15 protein-coding genes are annotated in these 19,563 nt (G+C 68.8%); 6 read left to right on the forward strand and 9 right to left on the reverse strand.

From position 1 onward, the window contains the following. From ACFWP5_RS37365 to eccE, 3 genes are all read right to left on the reverse strand, one after another. Positions 1–3,186 (reverse strand): SCO5717 family growth-regulating ATPase (locus ACFWP5_RS37365; RefSeq protein ID WP_384167203.1); only part of this gene is annotated, 3,186 nt, incomplete at its 3' end. Positions 3,187–3,525: 339 nt separating this feature from the next. After that, positions 3,526–4,272: a hypothetical protein gene (locus ACFWP5_RS37370; RefSeq protein WP_384167206.1), complete on the reverse strand. Its 747-nt coding sequence runs from the start codon at positions 4,270–4,272 to the stop codon at positions 3,526–3,528. Further along, positions 4,272–5,567 carry a type VII secretion protein EccE gene (gene eccE / locus ACFWP5_RS37375; RefSeq protein ID WP_384167209.1) on the reverse strand — a complete coding sequence of 432 codons (1,296 nt, stop codon included), beginning with the start codon at positions 5,565–5,567 and terminating at the stop codon, positions 4,272–4,274. The genes ACFWP5_RS37370 and eccE overlap by 1 nt, the downstream gene beginning before the upstream one ends. A gap of 205 nt (positions 5,568–5,772) precedes the next feature. Here eccE and eccB point away from each other — a divergent pair, with 205 nt between their 5' ends. From eccB to ACFWP5_RS37400, 5 genes are read left to right on the forward strand one after another with little or no spacing between them, the layout of a single operon-like run. Further along, the gene (eccB, locus tag ACFWP5_RS37380) at positions 5,773–7,299 is read left to right on the forward strand and encodes a type VII secretion protein EccB (RefSeq protein ID WP_384167212.1); all 1,527 of its coding nucleotides are present in this window, start codon (positions 5,773–5,775) and stop codon (positions 7,297–7,299) included. Positions 7,300–7,338: 39 nt separating this feature from the next. Further along, complete coding sequence (gene mycP / locus ACFWP5_RS37385; protein ID WP_384167215.1) at positions 7,339–8,628, forward strand: type VII secretion-associated serine protease mycosin; 1,290 nt, start codon at positions 7,339–7,341, stop codon at positions 8,626–8,628. A 20-nt stretch (positions 8,629–8,648) separates the two neighbouring features. After that, positions 8,649–8,858: a hypothetical protein gene (locus ACFWP5_RS37390; protein WP_384167218.1), complete on the forward strand. Its 210-nt coding sequence runs from the start codon at positions 8,649–8,651 to the stop codon at positions 8,856–8,858. Between the two features lie 5 nt (positions 8,859–8,863). Next, positions 8,864–10,030, forward strand: a complete 1,167-nt coding sequence (locus ACFWP5_RS37395; RefSeq protein ID WP_384167221.1) for a hypothetical protein — start codon at positions 8,864–8,866, stop codon at positions 10,028–10,030. Continuing rightward, positions 10,021–11,148 (forward strand): hypothetical protein, encoded by a 1,128-nt coding sequence (locus ACFWP5_RS37400; protein WP_384167224.1) that lies wholly within the window; start codon positions 10,021–10,023, stop codon positions 11,146–11,148. The genes ACFWP5_RS37395 and ACFWP5_RS37400 overlap by 10 nt, the downstream gene beginning before the upstream one ends. Before the next feature lie 41 nt (positions 11,149–11,189). On the opposite strand, the gene ACFWP5_RS37405 is transcribed toward ACFWP5_RS37400, so the two are convergent. From ACFWP5_RS37405 to ACFWP5_RS37430, 6 genes are all read right to left on the reverse strand, one after another. Continuing rightward, on the reverse strand, positions 11,190–11,855 hold the full coding sequence (locus ACFWP5_RS37405; protein ID WP_384167227.1) for a hypothetical protein: 666 nt from the start codon (positions 11,853–11,855) through the stop codon (positions 11,190–11,192). A gap of 43 nt (positions 11,856–11,898) precedes the next feature. Then, entirely contained in the window at positions 11,899–14,199 is a 2,301-nt protein-coding gene (locus ACFWP5_RS37410) for a hypothetical protein (RefSeq protein ID WP_384167229.1), read from the reverse strand. 5 nt (positions 14,200–14,204) lie between these two features. Continuing rightward, entirely contained in the window at positions 14,205–14,663 is a 459-nt protein-coding gene (locus ACFWP5_RS37415; protein WP_384167232.1) for a hypothetical protein, read from the reverse strand. A 201-nt stretch (positions 14,664–14,864) separates the two neighbouring features. Next, a complete protein-coding gene (locus ACFWP5_RS37420) occupies positions 14,865–15,581 on the reverse strand; it encodes a hypothetical protein (protein ID WP_384167235.1) in 717 nt (238 codons plus the stop codon). 3 nt (positions 15,582–15,584) lie between these two features. Next, positions 15,585–17,948, reverse strand: a complete 2,364-nt coding sequence (locus tag ACFWP5_RS37425) for a hypothetical protein (protein WP_384167238.1) — start codon at positions 17,946–17,948, stop codon at positions 15,585–15,587. Further along, entirely contained in the window at positions 17,948–18,406 is a 459-nt protein-coding gene (locus ACFWP5_RS37430; protein WP_384167241.1) for a hypothetical protein, read from the reverse strand. The genes ACFWP5_RS37425 and ACFWP5_RS37430 overlap by 1 nt, the downstream gene beginning before the upstream one ends. A gap of 730 nt (positions 18,407–19,136) precedes the next feature. On the opposite strand from ACFWP5_RS37430, the gene ACFWP5_RS37435 reads away from it, so the two are divergent. Next, positions 19,137–19,562, forward strand: a complete 426-nt coding sequence (locus tag ACFWP5_RS37435; RefSeq protein WP_384167244.1) for a DUF2563 family protein — start codon at positions 19,137–19,139, stop codon at positions 19,560–19,562. Position 19,563: the final 1 nt, after the last annotated feature.

Genomic DNA, 19,563 nt, shown 5'->3' on the forward strand with positions numbered 1-19,563 from the left:
TGCAGGCGGCGGGGGAGGCGGGGGCTGGTCGCCGTCCTGCTGAGAGGCCTGCGGCGGTTGGCCGTAGCCCGGGTGCTGCGGGTACGGCGGCTGGGGCTGCTGACCCGGGTGCTGGGGGTACGGCGGGGCGGGCTGTTGGGCCGGGGGCTGACCCTGCGGGGGGTAGGGCTGCTGGCCGGGGTGCGGGGGTTGCGTCTGAGGCTGCGGTTGTTGCTGCTGGGGGTAGGGGCCCGGCTGGCCGGGAGCCTGCTGGCCGGGGAACGGCTGACCGGGCGCGGGCTGGCCTGCGGGCATCTGCTGGCCGGGGGGCGGGCCGGTGTACAGGTGCTCCTGGCCCGGGTACTGCTGCTGGCCCGGATAACCCTGTCCCTGCTGTCCCTGCTGTCCTGGGTACCCCGGGTATCCCTGCTGGCCCGGCATCGGTGGGGCCAGGATCGGGGGCGGGTTGCCGTCGCTCGTCCACAGGCCGTGCATCTGCTGGTGGCGGACGAAGTCCTCGGCGACCAGCGCCGCGAGGTTGAAGTACGACTCCCGTACCTTCGGCCGCATCATGTCGAGGTCGACCTCCGCACCGGCGGCGAGATGCTCGTCGAACGGCACAACCACGACACCCCGGCAGCGCGTCTCGAAGTGGCTGACGATGTCCTCCACCTTGATCGTCTTGCCGGTCTCGCGGACACCGGAGATGACCGTGAGCGAGCGCGAGACCAGGTCGGCGTACCCGTGCGCGGACAGCCAGTCCAGCGTCGTACTCGCGCTGCTCGCACCGTCCACGGACGGCGTCGAGATGATGATGAGCTGGTCGGCGAGGTCGAGCACACCGCGCATCGCGCTGTAGAGCAGACCGGTACCGGAGTCGGTGAGGATGACGGGGTACTGCTTGCCCAGCACGTCGATCGCGCGCCGGTAGTCCTCGTCGTTGAAGGTGGTCGACACGGCCGGGTCGACGTCGTTGGCGATGATCTCCAGCCCGGACGACGCCTGGGACGTGAACCGGCGGATGTCCATATAGGAGTTGAGGTACGGGATCGCCTGGACGAGGTCACGGATGGTGGCCCCGGTCTCCCGCCGCACCCGGCGGCCGAGCGTACCGGCGTCCGGGTTGGCGTCGATCGCGAGGATCTTGTCCTGGCGCTCGGTGGCGAGGGTGGAGCCGAGTGCGGTGGTCGTCGTGGTCTTGCCGACACCGCCCTTGAGGCTGATGACCGCGATCCGGTAGCACGACAGCACCGGCGTACGGATCAGCTCCAACTTCCGCTGCCGCTCGGCCTCTTCCTTCTTGCCGCCGAGCTTGAACCGCGAGGGCGCGGCACCGGGCCGACCGCTCTTAGCCTTCTGCTTCTTGTTGCTGAGCAGCCGGTCCGACGACAGCTCCACGGCCGCGGTGTAACCGAGCGGCGCGGCACCGGGGTTGGTCGGCTGCCGCTGGTCGTGCTGCATGGGCTGCGGCCAGGCCGCACCGGTGCGGGGGTCGACCGGGGGCTGGGCGGGGGGCTGGGACTGGGGGTGCGGCTGCGCCTGCGGCTGGGGTGTGTGCGGGAGCTGCGGTCCGTCGGGCTGGGCCTGCTGCGCGGGAGCGGGGGGTGCAGGGGGGAAGCCGTAGCCGCTCTGGGCGTTGGGCGGACCCGGCTGCGCGGGTGCAGGGGGGAAGCCGTAACTGCCCTGCTGGTCCGGCGCGTTGGGGGCGGGCGGGCCCGGCTGCGCGGGTGTCTGCGGGAAGCCGTTGCTGCCCTGCTGGTTCGGGGGTGGTGTGGTGGGCTGGGCCTGCTGCGCGGGCGGGAGCGGGAAGCCGTAGCCGCCTTGCTGGTTCGGTGCGGCGGGGTTGGGCTGGCCCTGCTGCGCGGGCGCAGGGGGGAAGCCGTAACTGCCTTGCTGGTCCGGCGCGTTGGGGGCTGGCTGGGCCTGCTGTGCCGGTGCCGGTGGTGGCGGGAAGCCGTAGCCGCTCTGCTGGTTCGGCGCGGGGGGCGGGAAGGCGTAACCGGTGCGGTCCCCCGCGGGCGTGGGCGCCGGGCCCTGCGGGGTCGGCGTCGCCGGTGCGTCCCAGGCCGCCGGTGCCGGCTGCGGTGTCTGCGGCTGGAACGGGGGCTGTTGCTGGGGCGGCAACGGCGGCTGGGCCGGGGCCGCGACGGGCTGCTGCGGCACGGGCGGTTGGGGCGCGGCGGGGTCCACCGACGGGGGCTGGGCCTGGGGTTGGGGCTGTGCGGGCCACTGGTCGGCCGGGGCCGGGGCGGCGGGCTGGTAGGAGGGCGGCAGCGGCGGGACACCGCTCTGCGGGGCCGGCGGGGGAGTCCACGCGGGAGGGGCTTCCTGTACGTCACCGGTCGCACCCGTGGCCGGGTCGGCGGCCTGGGGGGAGTCGGCCTCGGGCGTGGGCGGCGTGGCGTTGGCGCTGCTCGACTCGTGCTCCGGGTCACTGGCCACGTCACCGGCTGCGCCATCCGCCGGGGCGTCGGCCGAGTCCGTGTCGGGGGCTGCCGTGGACGCGGAGGCGTCGTCGGTGCTCTCGCCGTCGCTGTAGTTCGCGGATTCCGTAGACTCCCCGGCGTCCGGCTCGCCGACCGCGTCGTCCTCGCCCCGAGTGCTCACTTCGGCGGCGTCGGTGCCGTCGGTGTCACCGTTCTCCGGCGCCTCGCCCTCGAACTCCGGCTCCCCGGAGCCCGATTCCGCGTCACCGTCACCGGCGCCCGAACCTTCGGCGCCTTCCGGACCGTCGACGGAACCCTCGTCACCCACAGAAACCTCGGCCGGAGCCTCAGCCGTCGCCGGGGTCTCCCCATCGGCCTGCGCCTCTGCACCGCGCTCCGCGATCTCCCGCTTCAACGTGGCGGAAGAGATCCGCATCGTCGCCCCGCTCACGAGGTCGCCGTTCGCAGGCTCCTCCTCGGGGACCGCGGGCGCCCAGCCGGCCTGGAAACCGGAGTTGTCCGGCGGGGCCGGCACCGGGAACGTGGGTCCGACCGGGGGCGCCGGAGGCGGGGGCGGCATCGCCGTACCGCCCGCCGGAGTCGGGGGCGGCGAGGCCTGTGCGGACGCGCCCGACGCGCCCGAGGAGTTCTGCGTGTACCAGGCCGGCGGCGCGTAGTCGATCGTGAACTCGCCCGTCATCTCGATGGCGGACTCGTCGTCGGGCTGGTCATCGCCGGGCGTGGCCCAGCCCCCGCGGATCCCGTCCCGATCGCTGCTCACAATTCCTCCTGGTGTGGTCGAGCACCCTCATGCCGTGCCGGGGCGACGGTTCGCACCGTCCGATGCGCCGGGTTGTCCCCCTGGGGCCCCTGGGCCACGCACCACCCGCTCGCGGATACTCGTGACGTGCCCAGTCCCAGCCTAATCACCAAAACCGTGGACTCGGCAGGCCCGCCCACCCCTTCGTGAATGCCCGCACGACCGAGACCGGCGATAGCGGATCAAATCACCCTGGAAAACGACCAAATGGGACAGGCGGGGTATCTCATTCCGTCCGGTCAGTCCAGTTGGTGCTTCAGTTGGTACTCCGGTCCGTCCGCCTGTCCGTCAGTCCGTCCGTCAGTCCATGCGGCGGGCCATGCCCAGCAGGCCGATCTCCGCGTCCGTCGGCTGGGTCATCACGTACTGCCGATCCCGCTCCGTGCACCACAGCGTGACGCCGTCGGGCAGCGTGGGCAGTGCGTCGAGGTCGAGGCGCGGCAGCCCGATCACGCGCCCGATCTCCGCCGCCTCGTCCGGCGACACCCGCTGCACGCCCACCAGCCGCGCCTGCCGCATCAACCGCGGTGCGACCGGGCTGAGATAAGGCAGCAGCGTGAGCACGGACTGCCAGGGCGCCGACGTCACCCGCCCGCGCGGCGGCCGCATACCGCAGTCCCGCACCACCAGCACGGGCGTACCGGCGGAGGCGCCCTGCGGGGGGACCCGGCCGACGTCGTACACCGCCAGGCCGTTCTGCCCGCCGCCCATCGCGTGCACCATCTGCATCCAGGCCTGCGGCCGCCCCGTCTCCACGGCGACCCGCGCCCCCGTGGCCGCCGCGCGCAGCGCCAGCACCTGGGCCGTCCACAGGCCGCTGATGAGCAGGATGTCGTACGGCGTAGGGCGGTTGACCCCGAGCACGGCCGGCCGGCCCTCGGGGTCTATGCCGACCACCACGCCGTCGTCCCCGATGGGCAGCGACAGCGCCTCCACCTGGTCGACGGGCAGCGTGTGGCGCGGATGGCGGGGGCCGAGCAGGCCGAATCCGGCGCGGAGTCGGGAGGTGAGGCCGGTGGCCCGGGGCTCTGTGGGCGTCATGGTCATCAGCGGGCACCTCCGAGGGGCAACGTGGCGAGAACGCCGGGGAGTTGTTCGCGGTCCAGACGGGCGAGTCCGGTACGTGCCTGGCAGGCTGCCTGCTCCAACTCGCGCCGTGCGTCCGTCAGTTCCTGGTTGCTGCGGCCGGTGATCCGCAGGTGCCCGGTGAGCGCCACGTCCTGCTGCTCGCCCGGGGCCAGCGTCAGACTGAACGTCGTCGCCAGCGCGGGGACCGCGGTCAGTTGGGCCACGAGCTGCGCCAACGAGGTGCCGGAGTCACCCAGTTGGGGCCAGCGGCGGACCCAGTACGTGGTGTGCCGGCGGTTGTCGCAGCGCCAACTGCGGCTGGACTCCTCGGTCCGCCGCTGCGGCGCCTCGGTCCGGCCGGCCTGCGCGGTCACCATCGGGTTGGCGCACGCGGAGGTGGCGATCGCGGCCGTCAGCTCCTCCTCCGAGAGCACGTTGGCCCGCAGACCGGCACCGGACAGCCGGCTCGACAGGTGCTCCGCCGACCGGGCCAGACACTTCTGCGCGCCGATCAGCCCGCCGCCGCGCGCGGCCACCGCCTCGGGGCACAGCTCGGGGTCGAGCTTCAGCGCGATCCACGTGATGCGCACCGCGGGGGAGCCCGTCTGGGCCTGCAGCGGCGCGTAGTTGCTCACCACGACCGACTGCTGCGGCAGGTGCAGCGCGGGCGCCGGCTGCGTGTGCACCACGATCTGCGCCGATTCCAGGCGGATACCGTCGACTTCGAGGGTGTCCCGCACGAGTCCAACAGGCAGCGGTCTGCGCCCGCGCTCGGCACGCAGCGCGCCCGCGTCCGACTCCACCTGGAGGACCGCGGTGAGGAAGTCGCCGTCGCCGATCATCCCGACCGGCCGCTGGTCGCGGTCGTCGCCGCGGTGGTAGCTGTACGTCCGCAGGTTCGGGTCGCACTCCACGGCGGGCGCGAGACCGGCGTCGGTCCCGGGCGGCACCGGTGTGCTCGCCGCCCGCCGGACCCGGGCGCGCAGCGCCAGCAGCGTGCCGAGCCACTCCGGCAGGGAGTGACCCCGGCGTCGTACGACAGCGAGGACCACGAGCAGCGAGGCGAGCACGACGGCGGGCACGAGCGCCATCGGGCCGACGAGCCAGCCTGACACCACGAGCGCGGCGGCGATCTCCAGCAGCACCAGCCGCTGGGTCGTGAACGAACCCCCGCGCCCCGAGCGGGACTTCAGATGCGGCGTGCCCGATCGGGAATCCGCCCCCGATCTCGATGCTGATTGCGATCGCGACCGGTTCCGCGTTGCGGAAGCCATCACTCCAAAACCCCCGAACTCTCCCGAAATTCCCTGCGCTCTGGTCCCCTCAAGGCCAGAGCACCCTACCCGTGACACAAGCACACCCACGCAACAGGCATAGTAGGGGGCGGGTCTGACACCGTAGGTATCAGAGGCAATCGGGGGCAGGGGACGTATCTCCACAGGTCCTCCACGGCTCCGCACGGGGAGAGAGCGGACACTGATGGCATCACGGCGTGACGAACTCAACGCCTACACCTTCGCGAAGCGCCGCACGCTCGCGTCCTTCCTGCAGCCGTCGCCCACGGGCTCGGAAGAAGGGGCGCCGAAGCCGCTGAGCGCGCTGGTGCCCGGCATCGTCGTCGGCGTGGTGATCCTCGCGGTGTTCGGCGGTATCGGCATGTTCAAGCCGACGGCCCCGCCTGGCTGGTCCAAGCCGAACGAGCACGTCATCGTGGCGAGCAAGTCGACCACGCGGTACGTGGTGTTGAAGACGGGCAAGGAGGCCCAACTCCACCCGGTCCTCAACATGGCCTCCGCCAAACTCCTGCTGGACCCCAGCAAGGACTCCGTCATCACGGTCGACGAGAACGTCCTCGACAGCGGCAAGCCCCCGCACGGCGCCACCATCGGCATCCCGTACGCCCCCGACCGCCTGCCCTCCTCCGACGAGGCCGAGGCGGCGAAGCGCTGGGCGGTCTGCGAGAGCCCCTCCGCCGGCGGCCGGTCCATCCAGAAGGCGTCGTTCGTCCTCGCCAAGAAGGACTGGTCCAAGACCGAGGGCGGCGACAAGCTCACCGGCGGCGACCTCATGTACGTCGTCGGCCCGGACGGCAAGAAGCAGTACGTCGTCGACGCCAAGGGCACCGCCTACCCGCTGGCCGACTCCTCCGACAACGAACTCCTCAAGGCCCTCGACACCCAGGGCCGCGCCCCGCAACGCGTCTCCCAGGAGTGGCTCGACACCCTCCACAAGGGCGACGCGATCGAGATCCCGAAGATCACCGACGGCACCCCGGGCACGAAGGCGAACGCCTCCAGCCAGCTGGGGGCCTACGACAAGGTCGGCGAGGTCATCAAGGCCAACGACGGTCAGGCGCTGAAGTACTACGTGGTGCTGCCCGGCAAGGTCGCCCGCATCACGGAGTTCGTCGCCACGCTGCTGCTCAACAGCGGTGACCTCGTCCCGGTCGGACAGACGGGCGAGGCGCAGCCGGTCAGCCCCGGCGCGGTCGCCGACAGCACGACCTTCGAGGCCGACAAGAACTGGCCGACGTACATGCCGAAGACGGTCAACGACGGCACCAGCGCCACCAGCGGCCGCAACACGGTCTGCAACGTGCTGCGTTCGGTGGGCAGCGGCAACAAGACGACACTCTCCACCTGGGCGGGCACCGACTTCCCGGCCCCCCTCCCCACCGGTTCCTCCAGCGCGTACGTCACGGCCGGCTCCGGTCAGCTCTACCGCCAGGTCATGGGCACCGAGGCCGACGCGGGACCCGTCTTCCTGGTCACCGACACGGGCCTGCGTTACGCCCTGCAGTCCAACAGCGACAGCGCCACGGACGACAGCGGCATCGGTACTACGGCCAAGCAGCGCAAGGACGAACTGAGCGAGGCCAAGATCGCCCAGACCCGCCTCGGCTACGAGAAGGTCACCCCCACCCCGGTCCCCGCGGAGTGGTCGACGTTCCTGCCGACGGGCCCGCGCCTGTCGGAGGCGGCGGCACGCCAGCCGCAGGGTTCGTAGGCGCGACGGGGGCATCAACTCATGCAACTCATCCAACTCATGCCGGTCACACGGATGTTGAGGACTCGCGGGCTGGTCCGTACGGCGGCGGGGTCGGCCGCGGTCACGCTCACGGTGACGACGTCGATGCTGGCCGTACCGCTGTCGCTGTCTTTGGCGACCCCGGCCCTGGCGGACGACGGCCAGTGCACGTTCCCGTCGAAGCCGTACACGGGCCGCCCCTGGGCGTTGCAACGCGTCAACCTGGACGAGCTGTGGGCCCAGTCCACCGGCAAGAACGTCAAGGTGGCCGTCATCGACACCGGAGTCGACGTCAAGAACCCGCAGTTGAAGAAGGCGGTCGACGCGTCGGCGGGGGAGAACCTCCTGCCCACCAAGAACTCCAAGGGCGAGAAGATCGACCGCGGCAACAACCAGGGCACCACCGACACGGTCGGCCACGGCACGCGCGTCGCGGGCATCATCGCGGCCCGCCCCGCCAAGGGCACCGGTTTCGTGGGCCTGGCCCCCGACGCGACGATCATCCCGATCAAGCAGAACGACGCGGAGGGCGACGGCACGGCCGCGACCCTGACGGCGGCGATCGATGACGCCGTCAAGAAGGGCGCCGGCGTCATCAACATCTCCCAGGACACGGCGAACGCGGTCGCCCCCGACGACACCCTCGAAGCGGCCGTGAACCATGCTCTGGAACGGGGCGTCGTGGTCGTCGCCTCGGCCGGCAACGACGGCCTCGGCGGCAACGTCCAGATCACCTACCCGGCCTCCTACAAGGGCGTCCTCGCCGTAGCGGCCTCCGACCGCAACAACGAACGCGCCTCCTTCTCCCAGTCCGGCGACTTCGTCGGCGTGGCCGCCCCCGGCGTCGACATGATCTCCACGGTCCCGGGCAACGGCCACTGCTCCGACAACGGTACGAGCTTCTCGGCGCCCTATGTCGCGGGCGTGGCGGCCCTGTTGAAGTCCAAGTACCCCGACTGGACGGCCCAGCAGATCGTCGCCCAGATCGAACAGACCGCGGAACGCTCCATTTCCGGCCACGACCGCCTGGTCGGCTGGGGCGTCGTGGACCCGGTCAAGGCCCTGACGGATGTGGACCCCGAACACCCCGTCGAATCCCCCAAGCCCGAGGGCGGCGTGGCCAAGGGCGAGGCCCCCTCGGTCACCCCGGTCCACTTCGGCGAGACGGCGGACGAACGGAACACACGACTGGGCACGTACGTGGTCGTCGGCGGGTTGGTCGCGGTCGCGGGGCTCGGGGGGACGGCTGTGGCGGTACGGGATGCTCGGCGGCGGCGTCAGCGGATGGGAAGCGGAGCGGGCGGGTGATAGGGGCGGACGGTGATGGCGTGTTGGCGGAACATGTGCGCGCCTGGCGGACCGGCATCAACCCGTCGGCCCCCGAAGTCTCCGACGCCTCCGTCACTGTGGCCCGCGTCGACCTCGGCGCGAAGGCCGGTGTCGGCCTCTGGACGTGCGTCCACGGCTTCGGCGTCGCCGACGACATGGCTTGGAGCGAGGGCGAGTTGACGAGCGCGATGCGGGACGGGGTGTGTTGACCGGCGTGAGGCTGAAGAAGCCGAGGTTCCCGCTGGCCGGAACCCTGACGCTGGGCCTGCTCACGGCGGTCGGCGTGACGCTGCTGGTGACGGGCGACGGGAGTGGCCATCTCGCCGCCAACAGGGCCCAGTTGAAGAAGGCGTGCGGTGGCCTGCTGCCGTACGACGAACTCAGCGACCGGGTACCGGACGACGCACGGGGATCACTCGACCAGTACGGCACCCTTCTCCAACCCGGCCAGGAGAGCCGCTCGTTGCTGAACTGCAGCCTGGAGTGGGGCGATCGGGGCGGCGTACACGTCGAAGCGGCAACCCTCGTCAACCACCTCCCGTACGCACTGAAGACCGACGATCTCCTGTCACCTGGCTACGAGGCCCCCGGCGTCACCGGCCGCGCGAGCGACGACGACGGCAACATCTGGATCGTGGCGGAATGCCCGAACGGCCTTGCCGGGCGCGCCCGTTCGGCGTCACAGATGTACGTCTCCGTGGGCGTGTCCAAGGCATCTGTACACACGGAGTTCCGAGTCGCGGTCCAGGTCGCGAACGCTGTGGCGCGGCGGGAACACTGCGGCAGTGCGCTGAAGTCGCCCACGCGAGTGATCCGTGTCGACGAGCCGGGCCGGAGCGTCGCGAAATGCGGATGGATGTCGGCCAAGGACTCGGCACCGGCGCCGGGCACCTGGACCGCGGTCGGCGACCTTCAACAGTCCCCCCTGCTGAGTGTGTGCAGCGCCGACCGCCGGAGGGACTCGGGCGGCAACTACAGCGACCCGCAGGCGACCGAACTGGACCCCGTCGCCCTCGACGCCACCAGTTGGTCGGGGGAGTTGGGCCGCAGCGCGTACCGCGACTACGTAGGGGACGGCGAGTACCCCGGCCTCGGCCCCGGCCCGGACGCCGTCACGAACGTCGGCGCCCAACTCGCCCTGTGGGCCCGGTCGGAGTGCGTGGGCGGCACGACGTACCACCGCGTCTCGGTCAGCCCGAACATCGACAGTTCGCTGGATCTGGACTACGGCGGGTTCAAGATGACCGAGGCGGCCCGCGCCGAACTCTCCGGCAGCGCAAAGAAACTGATGACCACTTACCTGAACGCCCCCGCGGGTTGGCCGAAGACACAGCACTGCCACGACACGAAGCTGCTGGGGGAGGTGGAGCAGTGGAGCTGAGACGAAGGCACATCGTCCGGCGTACGGCACTGGCGACGACGGGCGTGCTGGTGGCCGTAGGGGCATCGATCTGGCTGTACGGCATGGATGACCGTGAGGCGGGTCGGGCGTGCGGAGGCATGCTGTCGGTCGGCGACGTCCGTGCGGTACTGGGCGACGACCACCTGGACGTGAAGACCGGGTCGGGCAACGGATTCGACACGTGCACGCTCACCGTCGGCGACCGCAGCGCGAAGGTCACCGTCGTCGACACGACGAGAATCGGCGAGGGCGACCGACTCCCTTCCCTCTACCACGCGTCCTTCGCTCGGGCCTCCAACGGCGGTCTGCTGTCCGTCCCCGTCGGCCACGGCTGGTCCGGTCTCTTCGCGATGGACAGCACCCTCAGCACCTCCGGCGGGGCAACGACGACGCTCGCCCTGACCTGCGGCAAGGACAGCGATAAGTCATCGACGGGCGGCCGACGGGTCCAGGGCCTGACGGTCACAGTCGACGCGGACCTCGGCACAGACCTCGACGACCCGGCCACCCGCCCCGCCCACGTACGCATCGCCACGAGCACGGCCACGAAAGCGGCCAAGACCTACGGCTGCGCGACCGACCTGGGCGACCGAACGATCCGCACCATCGGACTCCCGGTCACAGAGGAGGAGTTCGAGCCCCTGTCGACCGCGTCCGGCACCTGCGCGGCCATCCCCACGACCACCGGCGTGACGACGGCCAGGGAGACGACCCGAGCGGGAGCCCCCAGCGAAACCTGCCTCCTGGGCGACGACGGCCTGGGCAACCACCGCTACACCCTCCAGGCTGACTTCGGCCCCTACGCGGCCCAACTGAAGGCGGCCTACGGGCTGGACAGATACACCTCGGTCCCCACCCTCGCGGACGCCGCCACAGGACAATTCCTGGACGACGGCGGCTACTGGGGGAGCGCCGCGTGCCCGGTGGATGGCGAACGGGCGGTGTTCAGAGTGGAGCGGGCGCCGAGGGCGAGCACGGGTGCGGTGGACCAGCGGCAGCCGACGGAAACGGAACGCGCCTACGCGAAAACCGCGCTACGAACCTTCGCCGAGCACTCGGCGAAGGCACACGGCTGCTCTGCGCCCGCGACTCCGTAGCAGTCCCCTTGGCTGCAACTGTGGTCATCGCTACCCCTACGTCAGGTGCCCTCGCCCGACGGGACCTTGGCCGGCAGCGCGGCCGTAGACGCGCAGCCCGCGGCTTCGGCGACTGCCCTGGCCATCGAGTTGAGAACCACCATCCGGTCCTGGTTCACACTGTCGCCGCGCATGTTGTTGGCCACGGCGGACATCTCCGCCTTCACGTAGTTCGTGTCACCGACGGATGCGTTGTCGGTCGTTGCCTTGGTGGTACAGCGGAAGAAGAGATCCGCTCCGTTGCTGCCGGCCAGTGCGTAGACGCCCAGGGGATAGGAGACTCGGTCGCCGGTGGATGCTTCGGCGGAAGCGGAGGGGTGATTGCTGGACGCCGAGAAACGGACGTCCAGAAGTGGCTGGTCACTGGTGTCGCCGGACTTGTACACCCTGCAGGCACTCCGTTTGACGTACTCGTCGTGCAGATGCTTGACGGCTCTGCTCACGGAGAACGTGTTGGGCTCGCCCGCCTCATTCGTTCCGGTGAGTTCGTCGAACCGATCCGAACCTGCCAGCCGCCGCAGCGCAGCCGAAGCCGAGGCGTCGAGGGTTCCGTCACACACCTTCCCCGCCGCTACACCGGTGTTCTGTCCTCCGGCACCGCTGTCGTCCGCGTTGTTGCTGCAACCGCCGACGAGTACGACCGCCGCGGCGATGGCGAGGGCATTCATTCGAGTGGCACGCCCTGTGATTCGACGCATTCCCTGTCCTTGGTCAGTCCTTGTACGGAGGCCGGCCCCGGTAGTCGTTCTCGTGCGAGCCCGTACCCAGATAGCTGCTCTTCGTCTCTTCGATCCACTGCTGCTCGTCGGCCGTCGCCCGTGCCTGCGGGTGGTCCTTGAAGTACGAGTCGTAGGTTGATCCGAGGTCGTCGACTCCCTTGCCGTAGAACTGCCGACTGGTCACCTGCGACTGGTTGACCGGGTCGGATTCGGCGTCGTCCGTGGCCTTGTCGATCTCCTGGCCGAGCAGGGTGTTGGCCGCGTCGGTGAGGGTGTCCGCGGCGAGAGGGGCGATGACGAGTGCGGCGGCCGTCGAGCCGGGCAGTGGCACGGCCGCGACTCCGCCCGCGACGACTGCTCCCACGACCAGCTTCTTCCAGTCGGCCGACCTGCCCAGGGCCTTGTTGGCTTCTTCGGAGTTCTCGCCGTAGGTCGTCTCCGCCTGCTGTACACGGGAGTTGTCGAGGATGCCTCGGGCTTCGGCCCCGACCGCCATGACGTCACGGGCGTGGTTCATGTGGGCCTCACTCGTGGCCGGGTTCGCGTCCAGCATGCTCAATGTGTAGAGGTGCTGAGCGGTTGTCACGGCCTTGTGCGAGTCCTCGTTCTGTCCGAGGACGCTCAGGAAGTCGATGGCTCCCTGGTTCCCGAACTGTGCGCGTCCGGCGTACTGGGCCGGGAAGTCGCTCGCGTCCTTGCTGTGGTCGCCGATACCGGACAGTTCGTAGTCGATGTCGTCGATGTACGCGCCGCCCATCTTGCCGAGGCTGTCTGCGAGTTCGGGCTGGTCGTGCAGCAACTTCGGGCCGTCCTCGCCCCCGTAGAGGTAGGCCACCTCTTCCATCACGGCGGCGGTAGCGGCCGTGCGATGGTCACCACCGGCCTTCACGGTGTCCGTGGTGGCGTCGTACGCGTATCCGGTCGTGGCGGCTTCGAGGGCATGGCCGAGCGAGTCACGCCCGGCGACGAAGTCGTGGTCGCCCTCCATGGTGGCGTCGGACACCCAGACGCGCTCCTGGGTCAGGTACTTGAGGTGCTCGTTGAGTTCGGAGTTCGCGTCGACGGTGTCCCTGTCCACGGCGCCCTCCGGTACGTCGGGCCGAGCGAAGAACTGCTCCGACGCTCCCGGATTGTGCCCCAACGCCTCCAGAAAGCCCGTCACCGGATCGCGGCCGCGGTCGTTCTTGTAGCCCCAGTAGTTGAGGTCGCCCTGGTTGGCGTTGTTGACCCAGAGACTGATGCCCTCGCCGTTGACCTGCTTGTCGTAGGCGAGGAGCTTGTCGCCGTAGTCGTTGAGGAACTGGTCGTCGTAGTCGCCGAAGCGCATGAGATTGCTCATGACGGCATAGCCGGTCGGATTGCTCGCGTCGTCGGTGCCGAGCTGGTCCGGGCCGAGCTTGGTCATCTGCTTTTCCCAGCTCCGCATCTTGTCGCTGTCGGAGAGCGTGGCCTGACCGATGACGATGCCGAGGTTCTTCTGGAGTTGCTTGGCCTGCTTGCCGCGTTCGGGGTCGTACCCGGCTTGGTAGGGGTCGGCGATACCGGCGTAGAAGGTGAGCAGCTTCTTGGGTCCCACCTGTTCGGCGAACTCCTCGGCGAAAAGAGGGTCGTTCTTGTATTTGACCAGGTTGGCGTTGAGGCTTGCGAGTTCCGTGTTCGTCACGTCGTGCGGGTTCTTGGCGAGGATCCTGGCCATCGCGTCGGCGTCGGCGATGGCCTTCGCCGCGGCGTCCCGGTTCTCGTAACTGGCGTCGGAGAAGCCGTACTTGGCCTGATCGACGATGAGGCGCAGTGCCTTGGCGGCGGTGGAGTCGCTCTCGGCGGCCTTGGTGAGGATGCGCTGGATCTCGTCGCGGAGGGCGTCGACCTCCTGCTGACTGACCGCGTCGGACTGGCCGCTCGGATCCGAGGACCAGTCGGGGCGGGTGGTCCTGGTGACGACGAAAGTGCCTTGGCCGGTGTCCAGTACGGTCAGGTTCTTCTTCTGACCGCCCGCGACGGCTTCGTTCACCTGGTCGCGGTAGCCGACGAGTTCCCCGCGGGTGTCGCTGAGGATGTTGGCAACGGTGTCGGCCTGAGTGTGGGCGTCCGAGAACTCGCCTGCGGTCTTGTCGATGAACTCACGCGTGACTGTGGCGTTGGCTCCGGCCCAATTGGCCTTGTGGGCCTTGCCTTTGAGGTTCTTGTCGGCGTCGGTGGCGAGCGTCTTGAGCTTCTTCGCCATGTTCCGCCAGTCGGTGATCGCTTCGTCGAGCTGGTGGAAGTTGCCGTGGCGGAGCGCGTCGAGATCCATCGGGTTCAGCTGCCCTTCCGCTCGTCGAAGCCCTTGTCGAGCGTGGCGATGCTGCTGAGCGTGCCCGCGATGTATGCCTCGTCGCCCGCGTGCGCACCCTTGGTGTAGTCGAGGTGATTGGAGATGTGGGCCGTCGCGTCGAGGAGCGACTGGACCTGGTCCACCCAGTGTTCGGCGACGTGGTCCAGCGCCGAGCCGATCTCGTAGCCCTCACTCTTGAGGCCGCCGGCGGCCTTCATCGAGCTGATGCGGGCGAGGTCGCTGTCGTGCTGGAACGCCTGGTGCAGCTCGTACGCGGCGTCACCGATCGCGGCGAGGTCGCTCTGGCTGACACGGAGGTCGCCCTGCGGATTGCCGCCGCCACCGCCGGGATCGGCCGGGATCGAGTTGAGTCGCATGTGCGTGGTGCCCTGTTGGCGCGCCAGCGCCTCACCCTTGAGCTGCTCCCATTCGTCCCACCCCATGGGCAGTAACCTTCCCCCGTGTCGCCGGCGACCGATGCTTCTGTCGGCCGGGATCATGCGTCCCGTCCTCGCTGTGCGGTCAAGTTAGCAACCCGGGCCAGGGAAAATTTAGGCCATGTCCATTTTATTTCGAATGTCAGTTGTGAAGGTTCGGGGCGCGTGGGTGGGCGGGGCCGGAAGCGAGTGGCGCCTGATCACCGGTCAGGTGAACTTCTTCAAGTTGCCCAACTTTGCGGGGAGTTTGCTCTCCTGGAGGCAGTTCATTTGCTTGGCGAGCTTCACGGCGGCCCCGTACCCGATGCGGGTCAGGTCTTCAGGGGCTTGAGCATCGTGGTTCCGGTCGAGCTTGTACGTCGTGATGCCCACGGAGATCGCCGTGTTCTTCTCGCGTCCGGGACCGACAGGGCAGCGGAAGACGAGTTGAGAGGTGTCGGACGCCGCGCTCGCGTACGGCTCACTCGCGGCCCCCTTACCGTCACCCACGATGTCGAAATGCGTCCAACCGTTGGCGCCCTTCTCGGTGTGGTCTCCGGCCTCGACCTTGACCCACTGGGCGGAGATGGTCAGTTGACCTCCGGTGAGCTCGTCCGTGGCGACCGGCAGACAGAGATCGAATTCCTTGCCCCGGTCTGAGAAGGAAGAGTCGCCGAGTAGTTTCTGCTTCGCCTCGGAGAGGCTCCTGACCTTCTCGTCCAGAACGAGCGAGGACTCGGCGAAGTGCTGGGAGCCGGTGAGCCTCTCCAGGGCGGACGCGGGCTCGCCGTTCAGCAGGGAGCCGCACACCTGCGATGCCGCCTGTCCCTTGCTCGAAGAACTCGGATCAGGCGTCGGCGTCGACTTCGACGAGCAGCCGCAGAGCGCGACCGCGAGAACGGCCACCGCTGCCGGAAGCGCTGACTTCGGGATGGAGAAGGTCATGGTTCAGCCTTCGGAGGAGGGGAGCTGGCCGACGTCTTCTTGGAGCTGGCTTCCGCTGGTGTAACCGTCCTGGTGTGCGCTGCGCAGCGCGTTGCTGAGCGTCTGATAGCTGTCGCGGGTCCAACGGGACTCATGGTCGGCCCTGTCGAGCACCGCGTACGCCGGCTGCATCGATGCCTTGAAACCGTGCTCGAAGACCTGGTTTCCCTCGGCGTGATACTGCTCGGAATTGTCCCTGTGCTGCGCTTCGGTGTACGCGTCCAGGTTCTTCTCGATCAGCGTGCCCGACACTTCGCTGGTCTGATCGCTGACGATGGGGATCACCGTGGCCGCGAGACCGGTCTCCGCCTCGGGCACGAGCGCGAACATCCCTCCGGTGACCGCGCCGACGACCATCTTCTGGCGGTCCATACGGGCGTCGATCGCCTTGTTGTACGCCTCGTCCATGGCCTGCCCGTGAGCCTTGATCTGCTCGGCGCGAGACTTGTCGAGTGTGCCCTGGACCTCGGCTCCCGTACGCACCGCGGTCTCGGCCTGGACGCTGTGCACATGACCCTGCGCGTCGACCGTCGGCGGGTGCGCGTCGACCAGGGAGGTGCTGTACACCTGCTGGGCCTGACCCACTTCGGTGTACGCGAGCGGATCCTGCCCCAGCGTGCTCAGGAACTTGGTGACCCCGAGGCCCTTGGCGTCGAAGTGCGCGCGCTCGCCGAGTGAGCTGCGACCCCCGTTGTCCATGGCGTAGAGCGACTTGTCGGCGTCATGGTCCATGGCCCAGTCGATGTCGTCGATGTACGCGGCCCCGATCTTCCCGAGGCTGTCCGAGATGCCCTGCTGTTTGTGCATCAACTGCGCACCGCTGAGGCCGACTTGGTCGTGGCCCTTGTACTCGGCGTCCCGCCCGTACAGCGCGACCACCTTCTCGGCGACCTTGGCGGTGTCCGCGTCGCGGTGCAGCGCGGGCGGATGGGCGTCGTACGGCGCCCCGGTCGTCGCGGACTCCAACGCGTGCCCCAGCGAGTCGTACCCCGCGATGGTCTTCGCGTGCTGGCCGACGTAGTCCTCGGGCCACTCGCGCTTGTCGGCCAGGTAGTCGAAGTTGTCGCCCTCGTTGAAGAACTGCGTCGACGCGTCCGAGTTGTGACCGAGGGCCTCCATGAACCCGGTCATCGGGTCGCGCCCGGCGTCGTTGGCGTCGCCGTAGTGGAGTTGCTCCCACTGGCCGGAGTGGTCCCAGGGGAGTACGTCCTCGCGGGTGACGCGGCGCTGGAGGCCGCCGTACTCGTCCGACGTGTGCGACTTCTCGTAGGCGATGAGGTGGTCGCCGTAGTCGTGGAGGAAGTCGGTCCTGTACTCCCCGTTGCGCATCAGGTTGCTCATCGCCTGGAAGCCGTAGACGGGGTTCTCGCCGTTGGGCCGTACGTTCTGGCCGCCGAGAGCGATGGCGTCGGACTTCCACGTCCGCATCGCGTCACTGTCGGAGTGGCTGGCCGTGGCCAGCGTCATGCCGAGCTGTTTCTCGAAGCCCTCGACAAGCTTCATCCGTTCCTTCTGTGCGGCCGAAAGGCCTTCGCGGGAGCGGGGGTTGACGGCGAACTGGGCGTCGTCGACCAGGCCCGCGTAGAACTCCATGGTCCTCTTGGCGCCGACGTCGGTCGCGAACTTCTCCGCGAAGAGCGGGTCGTTCTTGTACTGGGCGAGCGTCGTGTTGAGCGAGTCCAGCTCGGTGTCGGTGACGTCGCCCGGATCCTTGGCGAGGATTTTGGCCAGCTTGTCGGCGGCTTCTACGGCCTTGGCGGCGGAGTCGCGGTCCGCGTACACGGCGTCGGAGAAGCCGTACTCGGCCTGGTCGACAAGGAGTTGGAGAACCTTGGCGGCGCTGTTGTCGCTCTCGGTGGCCTTGCCGAGGATGTGCGCGATCTCCGTGCGGAGCGTGTCGATGTCCTGCTGGCTCGTGGTGTCGGCCTTGCCGCTGGGGTCGGACGCCCAGTCGGGGCGGGTGTTCTGGGTGACTACGAAGGTGCCGTCGCCGGTGTCCACAACGGTCAGGTGCTTCTTGGCACAGCGGTCGATGGCGCTGTTCAACTGCGTGCGGTAACCGACGAGTTCACCGTGCGTGTCACTCAGGATCTTCGAGATCGAGTCAGCCTGTGTGTGCGCGTCGCCGAACTCGGTGGCGGTCTTGTCCACGAACTCGCGCGTGACAGTGGCGTTGAGGCCGGCCCAATCCGCCTTGTCCGCCTTGGCCTTGAGGTTGTCCTCGGCGTCCTTCTTGAGATCGGCGAGTTTCTTGGTCATCTGCTGCCAGTCCGTGACGGCCTCGCCGAGCTGGTCGAAGTTGCCGTACCGGAGCGTGTCGAGATCCATCAGTTCTGCCCGCTCCGGTGGTCGAAGCCGTCGTCGAGGGTGGAGATGCTGCTGATGGAGTTGGCGATATAGACCTCGTCGCCGGCGTGAGCGCCCTTGGTGTAGTCGAGGTGATTCGAGATGTGGGCGGTCGCGTCAAGCAGGGACCGGGTCTGGTCCGCCCAGCGTTCGGCGACGTGGTCCAGCGCGGCGCCGAGCGCGAAGCCCTGCTTCTTGAGTCCGCCGGCCGCGGTGAGGGAGGCGGCGCGGACGTAGGTGCTGAAGTGGGTGAGGTCCTGGTGGAGCCGGTAGGCGGCATCGCCGACAGCGGCCAAGTCCTTCTGACTGACCCGCAGATCACCCTGCGGACTGTCCCCGCCCCCGCCGCCCGGGTCCGCCGGGAGCTGGTTGAGCTCCATCTTCGCCGAGTGCCGCTCCGCCGCCTGGCTCTTGAGCTGCTCCCACTCGTCCCACGCCATGCGTGGATACCTCCCCGTTACCGCCGTGTTCCGTCATGCCCTGTCGTCTTCGTGGCCTTCGTCATCTTCGCTTTACGCAATGAGTGCGCCTGCGACAGGGAAAGTCCGCGTCAACGTAGCAATCGGTTTGTCAGGCTCAGGTTTTGTAGTCGCAAAGATTTCTCGATCTTGCGGTCGAGGGTCGGGTCGACCGTGATGCGGGTCGGGGGGCCTGAGGTGCTGCCCGGAGGTCGGGAGGGGCGGGTGGCTGGTGGCTCGTGGTCCATGCCCGGTGGCTTGTGGCTGGTGGAGCGCCTGAAGGTGCCTTATGGCGGTGATGGCTGGCGGGGAGCGCAACTGTGCAAACGGGCTGGGGCGTTGCCTTCGCTGCCCCGCCCGTCGCGTGTGGAAATTTGATGGAGATCGGGGGGTGGGTCGAGTCCGCCCCGTCTGGCATGGCCATGGTTGGCTGCTCTGTGATGGGGGAACGCCACTGAAGGTGCATGATCCGCGAGCTGCCGGGCGGCAAAACGGGCAAAATGTGACGCCTGGTCCGGTGTCGTAACTGAGTTAACACACAGGCCGGTTGGCCCCGATGTACAGGTTGACTACAGTGGTAAACGCGTTGTCAGACGCGGCTCGCTTTGCGATCGTACGGTGAGTGATTGAGCGTCCTCGGTCGGGCCGCGGCCGATGGATGTACGGGGAAACGGGGAGGAACGTCGTGCTTCCGGCAGACATGGTGGGGGGCGTGTCGGCTACCAGGGCCAAGGACCTGGAGGTCAGCGGAGATGTGTTGTCCGTCTTCGTGAACCGGGTGGACAAGGTTCTGCGTGATCTTGAGGGGTCGGCGGGGAATCCGACACGGGTGGGCGCCCAGACGATCAACCTCGGTTCGCTCCACAGCGGAGGGCGAGGCGCCTTCCATGAGGCAGACGGCCTGTATGACCAGTACCACGCGGTTCACGACAAGCTCACCTCCCTCTCCAGGACTCTGCATCTGCAGATCGAGGCGATCGGTATCGCGGTGCAGGGTGCGATGCACGGCTTCGACAACCTTGAAGAGGATCAGCGTCGGCGGTTCTGGGTGATCCAGTCGGAGATCCAGGATGTCCAGGCCGCCGAGAGCCCCACAGGCGCCAAGCGCGACGGCGACGGCACCAAGTTGAAGGGGTGAC

This window comes from Streptomyces sp. NPDC058469, assembly GCF_042721125.1.
In the GTDB taxonomy this organism is placed as follows: Bacteria; Actinomycetota; Actinomycetes; order Streptomycetales; family Streptomycetaceae; genus Streptomyces.

Bases quoted from the DNA above. Each gene is read 5' to 3' on its own strand.
- eccB (WP_384167212.1), top strand. From the start codon at position 5,773: ATGGCATCACGGCGTGACGAACTCAACGCCTACACCTTCGCGAAGCGC.
- mycP (WP_384167215.1), top strand. From the start codon at position 7,339: ATGCCGGTCACACGGATGTTGAGGACTCGCGGGCTGGTCCGTACGGCG.
- eccE (WP_384167209.1), bottom strand. From the start codon at position 5,567: ATGGCTTCCGCAACGCGGAACCGGTCGCGATCGCAATCAGCATCGAGA.
- ACFWP5_RS37370 (WP_384167206.1), bottom strand. From the start codon at position 4,272: ATGACCATGACGCCCACAGAGCCCCGGGCCACCGGCCTCACCTCCCGA.
- ACFWP5_RS37415 (WP_384167232.1), bottom strand. From the start codon at position 14,663: ATGGGGTGGGACGAATGGGAGCAGCTCAAGGGTGAGGCGCTGGCGCGC.
- ACFWP5_RS37430 (WP_384167241.1), bottom strand. From the start codon at position 18,406: ATGGCGTGGGACGAGTGGGAGCAGCTCAAGAGCCAGGCGGCGGAGCGG.
- ACFWP5_RS37410 (WP_384167229.1), bottom strand. From the start codon at position 14,199: ATGGATCTCGACGCGCTCCGCCACGGCAACTTCCACCAGCTCGACGAA.
- ACFWP5_RS37425 (WP_384167238.1), bottom strand. From the start codon at position 17,948: ATGGATCTCGACACGCTCCGGTACGGCAACTTCGACCAGCTCGGCGAG.
- ACFWP5_RS37420 (WP_384167235.1), bottom strand. From the start codon at position 15,581: ATGACCTTCTCCATCCCGAAGTCAGCGCTTCCGGCAGCGGTGGCCGTT.
- ACFWP5_RS37405 (WP_384167227.1), bottom strand. From the start codon at position 11,855: ATGAATGCCCTCGCCATCGCCGCGGCGGTCGTACTCGTCGGCGGTTGC.